Below are 14,887 nucleotides of genomic sequence, written 5' to 3'. Positions count from 1 at the left end.
AGTTTTCGCTACCCCCGAAGAACCGGCTCCGCCCGGAACGGTGGACGGAGCCGTAACCATCAACGTCGGGAATATTGAATGCTGTTGAGCAGAACCGCGAGCACGATAACCGCGCCGGTAAAGACAGTCTGCCAGTAGGACGATACACCGATGATCACGAGGCCATCGGAAAGGAAGCCGATAACAAATGCACCCAGAAGCGTGCCCAGAATTGTACCGCGACCACCCGTCAGCGCAGCGCCACCGATCACGACTGCGGCGATTGCCGTCAATTCGTATGTTGTACCTGCGGTCGGACCAGCCGAAGTCAGCTGCGAAGACAGAACCAGACCAGCGATTGCAGCACAAATACCCGAAATCACATAGACCGAAATCTGCACGCGCTTGACTGGAACACCCGAAAGTTCGGCTGCACGTTCATTGCCACCCGAAGCATAGAGCCAGCGGCCAAATGCGGTGCGATTGAGCACGACTGCAACGATGATTGCCAGAACAGCAAGCACCAGAACGCCAATCGGCACACCAAAAAGCGTGTTGAAGCCAAGCCAGTCAAAACCGGTATTGCCGAGTTCAGGACGGCCACCGAGATTGTTGTAGGTCAGACCATTGGTCATCAGAAGCGCTACGCCGCGTGCGCAATAAAGCACACCAAGCGTCGCCACGAAGGCCGGAACGCGTAGATAAGCGATCAGGACCCCGTTGATGGCACCAACAAATGCACCCAGTGCACAGGTAATGATAACAACCGCCCAGACCGGGAAATAGAGGATCACGCCCAGCTCAGGAATATTGACGCCCTGCATGAGAAAGCCGGCAACAACGCCCGCAAGCCCCAATGTGGAACCGACCGAAAGATCGATGCCGCCGTTGAGGATAACCAGCAGCATACCAATCGCCAAAAGGCCAAAAATGGCCACATGCGACGACATGATCAGGAAGTTATTGACGGTAAAGTAATAAGGCGAGAGGAACGAGAAGGCTGCGATGATCGCAATCAACGCAAAGAACGCACGGCCTTCGAGCAGCAAATGCACGATGCTGGTTTTGCGCTTTGTCCCGGTGGACGCCGCCTTTTTGTCGTTGGTGCTCGTGACTGACATTCTATCAGTGCTCCATAATTATTTTAGTGACCGACCATGGACTCGCCGGAGGCGGCCATGATCTTTTCCTTGGATACATCGGAGCCGAATTCAGCCGAAATGCGTCCACGGTTCATAACGATGATACGATGAGCGATGCTGAGGCATTCGCCGACTTCAGATGTCGTATAAACGACTGCAAGCCCGTCCTTGGCCTTTTCAGCCAGCAGCTTGAACACTTCTGCCTTGGCACCAATATCGATACCGCGGCTTGGCTCATCCAGAAGGATAACCTTCGGCTCAGTTGCCAGCATCTTGCCGATAACGACCTTCTGCTGGTTGCCGCCAGAAAGCGAACCGATTGCGGCTTCGCCGCCATCCGTCTTGATGTGAACGTTCTTGATCGACTGGTCGACGATGTGCTTTTCACGCTTGGTGGAGGTGAAAAGCCCCTTTGTCATTTCACCGATGCTGGCCAGCGAAAGATTACGGCCAACCGTCATTGTCTGAACAAGACCGTCGCGCTGGCGGTCTTCCGGCACCAGAACCAGCCCCTGATCAATGCGCTGGGCAATTGTGAGCCCCGAAACATCCCGCCCTTCAAGGAGAATGCGGCCAGAACTGGCCTTGAGGCGACCTGCGACCGTTTCGAGAAGTTCGGTGCGGCCTGCGCCCATCAGACCGTAAATACAGACGATCTCACCGGCGCGCACATTCAACGACATGTTATCGACAAGCGCAAAATCACCGGACTTGTCCTGAACAGTCAGTCCTTCGACAGAAAGCGCGACATCGCCCCATTCGTAACCAGTCGGAGGCGAACCGAGATCAAAGTTCTCACCCACCATGTTGCGAACGATCCATTCAAGATCGATTTCGGCACGCGGCGCATAAGCGGTCATGGCGCCATCGCGCAGAACCACGGCATGATCAGTAATCTGCAATGCTTCTTCCAGATGGTGCGAGATATAAACAATCGCCACGCCACGCGCTTTCAGGTCACGAATGACCTTGAACAGCACTTCCACTTCCGAAGCGCTCAGCGCCGAAGTCGGCTCATCCATGATGAGAATGCGGGAATTGACCGAAAGCGCACGCGCAATTTCGACAACCTGCTGCTGGCCGAGACGAAGCTCTTCGACAAGGGTCAGCGGATCGATGTCTTCTTCAAGCTCCGCCAGAAGTTCGCGGGTCAGGCGTTCTTCTTCTGCGAAATTGACGCCTGTTGCACCACGAATTTCGCGTCCCATGAAGATGTTGTCGCGCACATTCATATTGGGCGCGAGACTCAGCTCCTGATGGATAATCGAAATGCCGCGATCGCGTGCTTCGGTCGAAGAATTGAAAACCACCGGCTCGCCATCAAGGATGATCGTGCCCGATGTCGGCTGAATGACGCCCGACAAAACCTTCATCAGCGTCGACTTGCCTGCACCGTTTTCGCCAAAAAGCGTGGTAACCTGACCGCGACGGATTTCAAAGTTCACGCCCTTGAGCGCATTGATACGCCCATAAGCCTTGGCAACGTCATGTGCGGAAAGAACGACTTCGCCGTGCTTGCCTTCAACTTTGGTCTGAGCGGTCATTTTACTTGCAATTCCACTGGCGTAACCAGCCAGTTCTTCGGGTTGACAAGCTTGAAAACGCCCGTGACCGAAACCGTCTTGCCGACGAGATTGTCAACATCAACGCCTTCGAGAACCTGCTTCTTCATCTCATTGTTGAGCGCGGAACCGGCATTCTGGAACTCAATCTGGTTCTTAAACTGACCGAATTCGATTGTGCCGGTTGCATCTCGCAGATCGGTGCCGTTGACAGCCGGACCGGTCTGAACACGAATTGCCATGCCTTCGGGGAAACCATCAACCTTGATGACGTTAAAGTTCGACTTGCGCTCTTCGACTGTGCCCGTGAACTTGACCGGGATAACCGGGTTCACGCTGCCAACACCGTATTTCTTGCCAGCCGCAACCTTGTCAGCAACAAGGGCAGCACCAACTTCGACAGCATCAACTGCACGTTCTACAACGCTTGCCTTGACCTTCGGAAATTCCGACGCGCCATAAGCTTCAGGTGAGAAAACCTGCTGACGGACATCGGCATCAGATCCGATCTTCACAACTTTCGTATCAAAACCAATTGCACCGATAACCACAACCGCAGCAACCACACTCCAAAGGGTTGCGCGGTTCATTTTGGCGGGTTTCTGTGAAACTTGATTAGCTTGTGTACTCATTATCAAACGCCTTCAGCAAATTATGCCGGATTGTCGTTGGTGAAACGGATGATGCGGCTGAACTTACACAGCCAGGAGAGTGCGTCCATGCTGCACTACCCTTGCTCCCACACATGAGAGGGAGCCAAAAGAGCGGGGCAAACAGGGGCAGAAATCTTAAACATTAAATCCTCCGCATGTCGCCGGCACCGCCCCTCCGCGTGGCCTGGAAACAAATATGCCGCCGTCATGTTCTATGATAGCAGCATGTTATCAACTCCAATAATCATGTTATAAAGACCCATATCTGTCAATCGCGTCTTTTCAAAACATCCCGAATTTCGCACAATCCTGCGCCAAAAACTCACAGAACTCCAGCACAATTCGCGTCCTGTAGCACCATTCTCAAGCAACCTCAACAAGGATAAAGACATTGACAACACATACGTCATTCTTATAAAATTACTAATAAAAACAACAAACTAATTGGGTAAAATACCATCTCTCCTTATTAAGCACCGTGCGGGAAACCCCTCTGCCAAACCGGCAAATTTTGCCGTCATCACCATTTGGTGAAAAAAAATGCTTGTGCACAAAAATTTTACAGACAGACCGATGCCGTTATGTTATCTCAATCATGAGCGAAGGCCTATTTTCATAAAAATCATGGGCCGCGAGCGACAAATTTTGTCGCGGGAGGAAATCCAAATGTCCGCAAAGGACCTGATTGGGAAAGCGTAATTCAGTCATGCGTGGTAAAGGTGATATAATCATCGGCATCGACGCGGGCACATCCGTCGTCAAGGCTGTGGCATTCGACCTGAATGGTCGTCAACTCGATTCGGCGGCTGTCCGCAACAAATACGAAACCGGTGAGCACGGTGCCGTTACGCAATCTCTTTCCCAGACATGGGAAGATTGTGCCAAGGCTTTGCGCGGCCTTGCCGATAAAATTCCAAATTTGAGTGAACGCACCGCCGCGATCTCCGTTACAGGTCAAGGCGACGGCACATGGCTTGTGGGACGCGATAACAAGCCGGTTGGCGACGCCTGGATCTGGCTCGATGCCCGCGCAGCAAACACTGTTACCAGACTTGCAGCAGGACCGATGAACCGCGCGCGCTTTGAAGCGACCGGCACAGGCCTTAACACCTGCCAGCAAGGCACACAAATGGCGCATATGGACAGTTTCGCACCGGAACTGCTCGATAATGCAGAAGTCGCCCTGCACTGCAAGGATTGGCTTTACCTCAACCTCACCGGCGTCCGTGCCACAGACCCCTCGGAAGCCAGTTTCACCTTCGGCAATTTCCGCAATCGCCAGTATGACGATGTGGTTATTGAAGCGCTCGGCCTCATTAAGCGCCGCAGCCTGCTACCCGAAATCGTGGATGGCACTCTGACGCAGCATCCGCTTTCCCCCCAAGCGGCAGCTGCAACAGGTCTGTTGGCCGGAACGCCGGTGAGCCTTGGTTATGTCGACATGGTGATGACCGCGCTTGGCGCGGGCGTCTATTGCGGCACAGCAGATGCAGGCTGCTCGACCATAGGCTCAACAGGCGTGCATATGCGCGCAAAACCCGTCTCCGACATTCATCTGAATGCGGAAGGAACGGGCTATGTTATTGCTCTGCCTGTTCCGGGCATCGTCACGCAGGTTCAGACCAATATGGGCGCGACGATCAATATCGACTGGATTTTGCAGATCGCAGCCGATCTTATGTCAACGGCAGACCAAAAAGTCTCGCTGAACGATCTCATCCCTCGCCTCGATGACTGGTTCAATGCCAGCCGCCCCGGCGCGCTGCTTTACCATCCCTATATCTCCGAAGCCGGAGAACGCGGTCCTTTCGTCAATGCCTTTGCGCGCGCAGGCTTTATCGGCCTTTCGAGCCGCGACCGCTTTCCTGAGCTGGTTCGTTCAGTGGTCGAAGGTCTCGGCATGGCAACACGCGATTGCTATGCTGCGATGGGTGATATGCCTGCCGAATTACGCCTGACGGGTGGCGCTGCACGCTCGCGTGCCCTGCGCAGCACCTTATCTGCAGCAGTCAACGCCCCTGTACGGGTTTCATCGCGTGAAGAAGCAGGTGCTGCCGGTGCAGCAATGATGGCTGCGGTGGCAATCGGCGCTTATCAGAGCATGGACGACTGCATTAACGAATGGGTTGCGCCTCTGCTCGGAGCAAGCGAAGCGCCGGATGCAACGCAGGCGACACGCTATGAAGAACTTTTCGACGCCTACAAAGATGCAAGATTGGCTCTGACACCCATCTGGGACAAGCTTGCAGCCGATCGGTAATCCGCCAATCGGTTGAAATAATAGTTTATTTTGCCGGAGTGCCGGCATCCGAAGGAGCATGAGATGGCTGAACCGGAAACCTACGATCTGTTTGTGATTGGTGGCGGTATCAACGGCGCGGGCGTAGCTCGCGATGCAGCCGGGCGCGGCCTCAAGGTTGTGCTTGCGGAAAAAGACGATCTTGCCGAAGGCACTTCGTCACGCTCTGGCAAGCTGGTGCATGGTGGTCTGCGTTACCTCGAATATTACGAATTCCGTCTGGTTCGCGAAGCGCTGATCGAGCGCGAAGTTTTGTTGAACGCCGCACCGCATATCATCTGGCCGATGCGCTTTGTTCTGCCACACAGCCCGCAGGATCGTCCGGCATGGCTGGTGCGTCTCGGCCTGTTTCTCTACGATCATCTCGGCGGTCGCAAGAAGCTGCCCGGAACCCGCACGCTTGATCTCAAGCGCGACCCGGAAGGCACGCCGATTCTCGATCAATATACCAAGGGCTTCGAGTATTCCGATTGCTGGGTAGATGATGCCCGTCTCGTTGTTCTCAATGCTCTGGGCGCTGCTGAAAAAGGCGCGACCATTCTAACCCGCACACCAGTCACCTCGGCGCGTCGCGAAAAAGGCGGCTGGATCGTTGAAACAAAGAATCGCGATACGGGCGAAGTGCGCAGCTTCCGCGCGCGCTGCGTCGTCAATTGCGCAGGCCCATGGGTGACAGACGTCATCACCAATGTTGCCGGTTCAAATTCTTCGCGCAATGTGCGTCTGGTCAAGGGTAGCCACATTATCGTGCCGAAATTCTGGTCCGGTGCGAATGCCTATCTCGTGCAGAATCACGACAAGCGCGTGATCTTCATCAACCCATATGAAGGCGACAAGGCGCTGATCGGTACCACCGATATCGCTTATGAAGGCCGCGCCGAAGATGTGAGCGCGGATGAGAAAGAGATTGATTACCTGATCACGGCGGTCAACCGCTATTTCAAGGAAAAGCTGCATCGTGAAGACGTACTTCATAGCTTCTCCGGCGTGCGTCCGCTGTTTGACGATGGTAAGGGTAACCCATCGGCCGTCACGCGCGACTATGTTTTCGATCTGGATGAGACCAACGACGCACCTCTGCTGAACGTCTTTGGCGGCAAGATCACCACATTCCGTGAGCTTGCAGAGCGCGGTATGCATCGCTTGAAGCACATTTTCCCGAAAATGGGCGGTGACTGGACACATGATGCACCATTGCCGGGCGGCGAAATCCCGAATGCGGATTATGAAACCTTCGCAAACAGCCTGCGCGACAGCTACCCATGGATGCCGCGCAAACTGGTGCAACATTATGGACGCCTCTATGGTGCCCGCACCAAGGACATCGTCGCGGGTGTAAGTGATCTTGCTGGCCTTGGTCAGCACTTTGGTGGCAATCTTTACGAAGCCGAAGTCCGTTATCTGGTTGCGAAAGAATGGGCGAAAACGGCAAACGACATTCTCTATCGCCGCACCAAGCACTACCTGCAACTCAGTGAAGCCGAGCGCTCTGCTTTCATTGCATGGTTCGACAACGCTAAAATTTCCGCCTGAGGACACCATGGCCCTTACGCTTTCGCTCAATACCAATCCGCTTGTGAACCGCTTTGCTGAGCCGGATGATCTGATCGAAACTGTTGCGCGCGACCTGCGTCTGCGCGATCTTCAGCTTACGCATGAGTTCATCAATCCGAGCTGGCAGGCTCCGACCATTCGTCGCCTCACCCGCGATATGGACAAAGCCTTGCAGCGCACCGGTGTCCGCGTCACTTCCGGCATGACCGGCCCTTATGGACGCCTCAATCATTTCGGCCACCCCGACGCAGATGTTCGTCGCTATTATGTCGACTGGTTCAAGACATTTGCCGATATTATCGGCGATCTTGGCGGCAAATCGGTCGGCACGCAATTTGCGATTTTCACTTACAAGGATTTTGATAATCCTGAACGCCGCGAAGAGCTGATCAAGATCGCGATCGACTGTTGGGCAGAAGTTGCTGAACATGCGAGCCGTGCTGGTCTTGACTATGTTTTCTGGGAACCGATGAGCATCGGCCGTGAGTTTGGTGAAACAATCGCTGAGAGCATCAAGCTTCAGGATCGGCTGACCGCAGCAGACATGGCCATCCCGATGTGGATGATGGCCGACATTGATCATGGCGATGTAACCTCCTCAAATCCTGATGATTTCGACCCTTATGCATGGGCGCGTGCGGTTCCAAAAATCTCGCCGATCATCCATATCAAGCAAAGCCTGATGGATAAGGGCGGTCACCGTCCATTCACAGCGGCTTTCAATGCCAAAGGCCGTATCCAGCCGGAACCGCTGCTTAAGGCCTTTGCCGAAGGCGGTGCTGTGGACAATGAAATCTGCCTTGAGCTATCGTTTAAGGAACGTGAACCAAACGACCGTGAAGTCATCCCGCAGATCGCGGAAAGTGTGGCCTTCTGGGCACCGCACATTGACACTGGCGCGGGAGATTTGAAAATATAACTATAAGAAAACAATAAAGAATCGGGGAGCAGGCAGCAGAAAAATGGCAGATGCAGAGGATTCCTTAGCCCTTCGTGCCGCCTGGCTCCATTTTATCGGGGGGATGACCCAGTCAGCCGTCGCAAAACGGCTTGGACTTCCCTCTGTGAAAGCGCATCGATTGATCGCCAAAGCTGTTGCCGATGGTGCCGTGAAAGTGACAATCGACGGCGACATTACGGAATGTATCGATCTCGAAAATCGTCTCGCTGAGCGTTTTAATCTCGAATATTGTGAAGTTACCCCTGATCTGGGCGAGGAAGCCTTACCGCTCGTGTCGCTGGGTAATGCCGGAGCAGAATTTCTGCGCAGAGAGATCGAATTTGGCGACCATGAAGTGATCGGCCTTGGCCATGGTCGCACGCTTTCGGCAGCGGTCAATCACATGCCACGCGTGGCGGCAAAAGAGGTACAGTTTGTCTCGCTGCTTGGCGGCCTGACACGAAACTTTGCTGCCAATCCGCATGATGTGATGCATCGCATCGCCGAGAAGACCGGCAGACCAGCCTATGTGATGCCCGTGCCATTTTTTGCAAATACCGCAGAAGACCGCGAGGTTCTGTTGGCACAAAAGGGTGTAACGACAGTTTTCGAAATGGGCTGCCGTGCCGAGTTGAAAATCGTTGGTCTGGGTACAGTTGATGCCCATGCGCAGCTTGTCACATCAGGCGTGATCGAACTTTCTGAAATGGAAGAGATCGCAAGTCGTGGAGGCATCGGCGAAATGCTGGGTCATTTCTTCGATGCAAACGGTACGCGGCTCGAAACAGGCCTGACAGCCCGCACCATTGCAGCATCGGTTGAAAATGCAGATATGAGCCGCATCATTGGTCTGGCGGGTGGTCTTTCAAAAGCCCAAGCTATTCGCGCTGTGCTCAAAAGTGGACGCCTTTATGGTTTGATCACCGATGAGCGCACTGCAAGAGTGCTTGTGCAGTAAACACAAACTGATCGACAAAATATCACAAAATCACATTTTATATAGATTGGTTTGTGATTTTGTGTTTTAAGTTTGCGCGATCAGCAACCATGTTTTGAGATCGGAAACACCTTGAAACGCGACGACAGAAGACAGGCGATCATCAATCTGCTGATTGAAAATCATGCAGTCGATCTTGACGATCTGGCCGAACGTTTTTCTGTGTCCAAAATGACCATCCATCGCGATCTGGATTCCCTTGAAGAATCAGGCGTGCTGCGCAAAGTGCGTGGCGGCGCAACGATGGATGCCGGTTCTCAGTTTGAAAGCGATTTCCGTTTTCGCGTTCAGCAGGACAATGAAGCAAAGATTGAGATGGGGCGTGCAGCCCTTGACCTGATCGAGCCCGGCATGACCGTGATGATCAATGACGGTTCCACCGCTGCGGTTCTGGGCAGCATGTTGATTGAGAAGCGCCCGCTGACTGTGATCACAAACAATGCAGTCATCATCGAAAACCTCAAGGGTGAAGGCGGCATCAATCTGATCGCGCTCGGCGGCGTATTTTCAGCAAAGTTCAATGCCTTCTTTGGCCTGTTGACCGAGGAAGCCCTGTCAAAACTCAGCGCAGACATTGCCTTTATTTCCGCGCCTGCGGTCAATGGACGCCTCGTTTATCATATGGATGAAAATGTCGTCCGCACCAAGCGCGCCATGACCGCATCGGCAACCCGCACGTGCCTTCTGGTCAATCATCAACGGTTCCGCCGCACAGCCTTGCATGTGATGGCTGATCTTGGCGATTTTGATGCGATCATTACGGATAAATCTCCGGGCGATGCCCTTGTAGCCGAACTTGAGCCGGCAGGCATCAAACTGACAATTGCAGAATAAACACGAAAAGAAAGAGCATTCGAGCATGTCCAAATTCTGGGTTGGTACGAGCTGGAAAATGAACAAGACGCTTGCGGAAGCGCGCGCTTTCGCGACTGCATTGAAGGACGCCGACAGCGGTCGTTCGGCAGACATTCAGCGCTTTGTCATTCCACCGTTTACCTATGTTCGCGAAGTAAAAGAAATCCTGTCGGACACTTCCGTCAAGGTTGGCGCACAGAACATGCACTGGGCTGATCAGGGCGCATGGACCGGTGAAATCTCGCCGCTGATGCTGAAAGATTGCAACCTCGACATCGTTGAACTGGGGCATTCAGAGCGTCGCGAACATTTTGGAGAAACCAACGAAACCGTTGGCCTCAAGGTCGAAGCAGCTATTCGTCATGGCTTGATCCCGCTGATCTGCATCGGGGAAACGCTGGCAGACCGAGAAAACGAACGCGCTGCGGAAGTGCTGGCAGAAGAAGTGCGCGGAGCACTTTCTCAGCTTTCGGATGAACAGAAGAAAGCTGAAATCCTGTTCGCTTACGAACCCGTATGGGCGATTGGTGAAAACGGCATTCCAGCCTCGGCAGACTATGCCGATGCCCGCCAGGCGGAAATTATTGCGGTTGCAGAAGGTATCCTTGGCCGTCGTGTTCCTTGCCTTTATGGCGGCTCGGTCAATCCCGGCAACTGCGAAGAACTCATTGCCTGCCCGCATATCGATGGCCTGTTCATTGGCCGTTCGGCATGGAACGTGGAAGGCTATCTCGACATTCTGGCGAAATGCGCCAAAACCATCAAAGCTAATTAAGGAGCAATATCATGAAAGTAGCAGTAGCAGGCGACAGCGCTGGCGAAGGTCTGGCCAAGGTTCTTGCAGATCACCTGAAGGATCGTTTTGAAGTGTCCGAAATCTCCCGCACGGACGCTGGTGCAGACGCATTCTATGCAAACCTCTCGGACCGTGTGGCATCCGCCGTTCTCGACGGCACCTATGACCGCGCAATTCTGGTTTGCGGCACCGGCATCGGTGTTTGCATTGCAGCCAACAAGGTTCCGGGCATCCGCGCAGCGCTGACCCACGACACCTATTCGGCAGAACGTGCAGCACTTTCCAACAATGCGCAGATCATCACGATGGGCGCACGCGTTATCGGTTCTGAAGTTGCAAAGACCATTGCGGATGCGTTCCTTGCACAGACCTTTGACGAAAATGGCCGTTCGGCTGGCAATGTTGACGCAATTAACGAAGTCGATGCCAAGTACAACAAGTGCTGATTTTTTGACACGTTGAGACACAAAAAAAGCGGCGGGTTTTCCCGCCGCTTTTTTATTGCCGTAATCAGAAAATCTTAGCTGAACTTCGGGTCCAGCGAACCATCACGATAGCGCTTGGCCATTTCCGAGAGCGGGATCGGACGAATAGCCGAAGCATGGCCAGCCGTTCCGAACTGCTCGAAACGATCCTTACAGAGCTTGGTCATCGCAGCCATTGCAGGCTTCAAATACTTGCGTGGATCGAACTCGCTCGGATCTTCCTGCAACACGCGGCGGATCTGGCCCGTCAGCGCCATACGGTTATCGGTGTCGATGTTGATCTTGCGCACGCCATGCTTGATGCCGCGCTGGATTTCTTCAACAGGCACACCCCATGTTGGCTTCATCTTGCCGCCATACTTGTTGATGATTTCCTGCAAATCTTCCGGCACCGAAGACGATCCATGCATGACAAGATGCGTGTTTGGCAGCTTGCGGTGAATTTCTTCGATCACGTTCATTGCAAGCACGGAACCATCAGGCTTACGGCTGAACTTGTAAGCGCCATGCGAAGTGCCCATGGCGATTGCCAGCGCATCGACCTTGGTTTCACGTACGAATTTCACAGCTTCATCCGGGTCAGTCAAAAGCTGGTCATGCGAAAGCTGACCTTCTGCGCCGTGACCATCTTCTGCTTCACCCATGCCGGTTTCGAGCGAACCGAGAACACCAAGCTCACCTTCAACAGAAATGCCGCCAAGATGGGACATTTCACTGACCTGACGCGTAACCGAGACGTTGTAATCCCAGTCAGCAGGCGTCTTGCCGTCAGCTTTCAGCGAGCCGTCCATCATGACGGAGGTAAAGCCTGCCTGAATGGCGGTCATACACGTGGCAGCTTCGTTGCCATGATCAAGATGCACGCAAACCGGAATATGCGGATAGATTTCCGTAACAGCATCCATCATGTGACGCAGCATGATATCGTTTGCATAGGAACGCGCACCGCGCGAAGCCTGCAAAATAACTGGCGCATCGGCAGCATCGGCCGCTTCCATAATAGCAAGCGCCTGTTCCATGTTGTTGATGTTGAACGCTGGAACACCGTAGCTATGTTCAGCAGCATGGTCGAGCAATTGACGCAGCGTAATACGTGCCATCTGAGTTTCCTCCTAATTAATTGCGCGAACGCGCATAATATTCACCAAGAACATCGACTTCTTCCGCAACACCGAACACCAGCGCACTGCGCTCGTGATAGGTTTCGGGAACGATATCGAGGATCGGCGTGGAACCGTTGGTTGCCTTGCCACCAGCCTGCTGGCTGAGGAACGCAATCGGATTGGCTTCATAAACGAGACGCAGTCGGCCCTTTTCGTAACCCGGTCGCGCATCGTCCACATAGAAAAAGATACCGCCGCGCTGCATGATGCGGTGCATGTCGCCGACCGCTGCACCCAACCAGCGCATATTGAAATTGCGTCCGCGCGGACCGTCCTTGCCGTTGTAGCAATCATCGACATAGGCCTTCATGCCCGCCGAGAGATGACGATAAACGGATGCGTTATAGGCGAGATCGGATGTACGCTCCGGAAGCGTCACATTCTTGCGGGTGATCTGGAAGAGGCCGCTGACCGGATCAAGTGTCGCAAAAAGAACGCCTTCGCCGACCGAGAAGGCGAGATCAATCGAATTGCCGAACGAGACATAGCCTGCTGCCAACTGACGATTGCCGGGCTGAAGGAAAGGCTCTGCCGTATCCGCAGGGAAGATAGAGAAAATGGTGCCGAGCGGCGCGCCAAGACCGACATTGCCGGAGCCATCAAGCGGGTCGATTGCAACGGCAACCAGCCCATCAGCCTTGCCCGGAACAGGCAGGTCCGCTTCTTCCGACAAAACCGATGCAGCACCTGCTGCAATCAACAACTCGACAAAAAGATTGTGCGCGCCAACATCAATGCTCTTCTGCTGGTCCTGATCGCTGTTAACGCCAACGAGCTTGCCGGGATCACCAGGAATGGACCCTCGCGCAATACGGCCCGCAAGGCGACCGGATCCAGCCAGAATTGCTTTAATCACATTGCTTGTTGCAAGGCGCAGACTGTCCTGCCCCGCCCAGCCATCAAGATATTCACCGGCAGCTTCTGCATCAATGCGATCATTGTCGCCAGCCAGAACCAGTGGAGCGTAATTTCCTGCCATCGTCATTGACCCTGCTCCTGAACAAGAAGCAGTTCCAGCACGTGGGAAGCGAGGGAAACGGAATTCATTTACTGACAATCTCCATGCGGATGTCTTCAAGACACGCCCGATAATGGGCTGAGACAGGGAGGACGTAACACCGTTCTGATATCATCACAATGATGTGGATAACATTATAACGATTTAAATGTTAGATTATGTTTTAAAATCATGTTAATTCACGACACGCACCGTCATTTCATCGGGTGACAGACATATATGGCGCCATATCGGCCCCGTGGCCGTATTGATCTTGCCTATAATGTGCCCGTGCCGGACATCGGAAAATGGCCAATCCTTGCTTAAAAAGACCGGCCTCACGTCAGACGAAAGCCCGTCTGATCTAGCTCCACTTCAACCCATTGAGCTTGGCCCGAAGCTTCTGGGTTATCTTGACGGCCACAAACGCAGCCGTTTTCTGGACACGTGGTTTCAACTGATTGTTCACGAGTGAACAGTCTCAGGTTGCGAAGGAACCCATAAAAAAAGGCCGAAAACCAATTGTCTCCGGCCTTTGATCTTAAATAAGACCTTCTTCTTTCAAAGCCTTCTGAGCCGCAGGGCGCGCCATGACGCGTTCGCGCAACGCGAGGACTTTTGGATAAGCAGAGAGATCAACGTTCAACATCAGGCCCCAGCCCATGACCACGGCGGCATATACATCTGCCTGCGTGAAGTCTTCGCCCAACCAGTAGGAATGACCATTCGCAAGCATTGCTTCTAACTGGCCCATGCGGCGATTGATTGAAGCAATTACTTTAAGCTTCGCATCATCAGAAAGATCAGGCGCAAACAAGCCACTGAAAGCCACGTGCAGATCACTGCAGAAACCGAGCGCCTCCTGTAAGCGCGCGCGTTCGATCGTGCCATAGGCTGGCTTGAAAGCTGCAACATCGGAATGATCACCAATATACTGGAGAACAGCAGCATTCTGCGTGATCACCACACCCGGTTCAATCTCAAGTGCAGGAACAGCACCACGTGGATTGATTTTAAAATAATCAGCACCGCTTGTGGTCTTCTTTTCCTTAAGATCAACCGCTTCGAGATCATAGGTAAAACCTGCCTCGATCAGAACGATGTGCGGGGCCAGAGAACATGCACCTGACTTATAATAAAGCTTCATTATTGACTCCGTTGGGATTTGTTTCCCGGCGGGATGTAGCACCTTTAAGCTGGGAGAAAATATTTCTGTATATCACAATATTGGGAGCAATTTTCTATTCCCGCTTCCCTCCGCGGATTCGTTTGTTCACACGCGCTATCGATAGCAATCAAACCCAGTCTGATCACCATAAACACCGCGCCAAAAGCAATGCCGTAAACGCTGGATGCACTGAACACATTGAACAGATACTCCCTCTCCCGGACCGATAAGCGCGGGAAACCACTCGCTCTTTAGCGCGGCAAATATTCAAGATTTGACATTTGATAGGTATAATTT

The 14,887-nt window shown here is 53.3% G+C and carries 13 protein-coding genes; 7 read left to right on the top strand and 6 right to left on the bottom strand.

Annotation, left to right across the window (positions count from 1 at the left end; genetic code table 11):
* Positions 1 to 59: 59 nt before the first annotated feature.
* Genes OPR82_RS07205 through OPR82_RS07195 form a run of 3 tightly spaced genes read right to left on the bottom strand, consistent with a single transcriptional unit; the run spans position 60 to position 3,315 of the window.
* Complete coding sequence (locus OPR82_RS07205; protein WP_187547098.1) at positions 60 to 1,100, bottom strand: ABC transporter permease; 1,041 nt, start codon at positions 1,098 to 1,100, stop codon at positions 60 to 62.
* A 23-nt stretch (positions 1,101 to 1,123) separates the two neighbouring features.
* A complete protein-coding gene (locus OPR82_RS07200; protein ID WP_265983987.1) occupies positions 1,124 to 2,665 on the bottom strand; it encodes a sugar ABC transporter ATP-binding protein in 1,542 nt (513 codons plus the stop codon).
* Positions 2,662 to 3,315: a DUF2291 family protein gene (locus OPR82_RS07195; protein WP_265983986.1), complete on the bottom strand. Its 654-nt coding sequence runs from the start codon at positions 3,313 to 3,315 to the stop codon at positions 2,662 to 2,664. The genes OPR82_RS07200 and OPR82_RS07195 overlap by 4 nt, the downstream gene beginning before the upstream one ends.
* A gap of 727 nt (positions 3,316 to 4,042) precedes the next feature.
* Here OPR82_RS07195 and OPR82_RS07190 point away from each other — a divergent pair.
* From OPR82_RS07190 to derI, 7 genes are all read left to right on the top strand, one after another.
* A complete protein-coding gene (locus tag OPR82_RS07190) occupies positions 4,043 to 5,596 on the top strand; it encodes an FGGY-family carbohydrate kinase (protein WP_265983985.1) in 1,554 nt (517 codons plus the stop codon).
* A 63-nt stretch (positions 5,597 to 5,659) separates the two neighbouring features.
* Positions 5,660 to 7,168, top strand: a complete 1,509-nt coding sequence (locus OPR82_RS07185) for a glycerol-3-phosphate dehydrogenase (protein WP_265983984.1) — start codon at positions 5,660 to 5,662, stop codon at positions 7,166 to 7,168.
* Between the two features lie 7 nt (positions 7,169 to 7,175).
* The gene (locus OPR82_RS07180; RefSeq protein WP_265983983.1) at positions 7,176 to 8,108 is read left to right on the top strand and encodes a TIM barrel protein; all 933 of its coding nucleotides are present in this window, start codon (positions 7,176 to 7,178) and stop codon (positions 8,106 to 8,108) included.
* Between the two features lie 43 nt (positions 8,109 to 8,151).
* The gene (locus OPR82_RS07175) at positions 8,152 to 9,087 is read left to right on the top strand and encodes a sugar-binding transcriptional regulator (protein ID WP_265983982.1); all 936 of its coding nucleotides are present in this window, start codon (positions 8,152 to 8,154) and stop codon (positions 9,085 to 9,087) included.
* A 111-nt stretch (positions 9,088 to 9,198) separates the two neighbouring features.
* The gene (locus OPR82_RS07170) at positions 9,199 to 9,960 is read left to right on the top strand and encodes a DeoR/GlpR family DNA-binding transcription regulator (RefSeq protein ID WP_265983981.1); all 762 of its coding nucleotides are present in this window, start codon (positions 9,199 to 9,201) and stop codon (positions 9,958 to 9,960) included.
* Between the two features lie 25 nt (positions 9,961 to 9,985).
* Positions 9,986 to 10,756 carry a triose-phosphate isomerase gene (locus OPR82_RS07165; RefSeq protein WP_265983980.1) on the top strand — a complete coding sequence of 257 codons (771 nt, stop codon included), beginning with the start codon at positions 9,986 to 9,988 and terminating at the stop codon, positions 10,754 to 10,756.
* Between the two features lie 11 nt (positions 10,757 to 10,767).
* Positions 10,768 to 11,223 (top strand): D-erythrulose-4-phosphate isomerase, encoded by a 456-nt coding sequence (gene derI, locus OPR82_RS07160; protein WP_265983979.1) that lies wholly within the window; start codon positions 10,768 to 10,770, stop codon positions 11,221 to 11,223.
* 74 nt (positions 11,224 to 11,297) lie between these two features.
* Here the strand turns inward: derI and fba are convergent, their stop codons facing one another.
* From fba to gst, 3 genes are all read right to left on the bottom strand, one after another.
* Positions 11,298 to 12,362, bottom strand: coding sequence for a class II fructose-bisphosphate aldolase (gene fba, locus OPR82_RS07155; protein WP_265983978.1), 1,065 nt, complete (start codon positions 12,360 to 12,362; stop codon positions 11,298 to 11,300).
* Positions 12,363 to 12,378: 16 nt separating this feature from the next.
* On the bottom strand, positions 12,379 to 13,410 hold the full coding sequence (locus tag OPR82_RS07150) for a class 1 fructose-bisphosphatase (RefSeq protein WP_265983977.1): 1,032 nt from the start codon (positions 13,408 to 13,410) through the stop codon (positions 12,379 to 12,381).
* 553 nt (positions 13,411 to 13,963) lie between these two features.
* Complete coding sequence (gst, locus tag OPR82_RS07145) at positions 13,964 to 14,569, bottom strand: glutathione transferase (protein WP_265983976.1); 606 nt, start codon at positions 14,567 to 14,569, stop codon at positions 13,964 to 13,966.
* Positions 14,570 to 14,887: the final 318 nt, after the last annotated feature.

This window comes from Ochrobactrum chromiisoli (genome assembly GCF_026241335.1).
Classification (GTDB): Bacteria; Pseudomonadota; Alphaproteobacteria; order Rhizobiales; family Rhizobiaceae; genus Brucella; species Brucella chromiisoli.
Note: the sequence above shows the minus strand (reverse complement) of the source record. Positions and strands in the feature narration are given on the sequence as shown.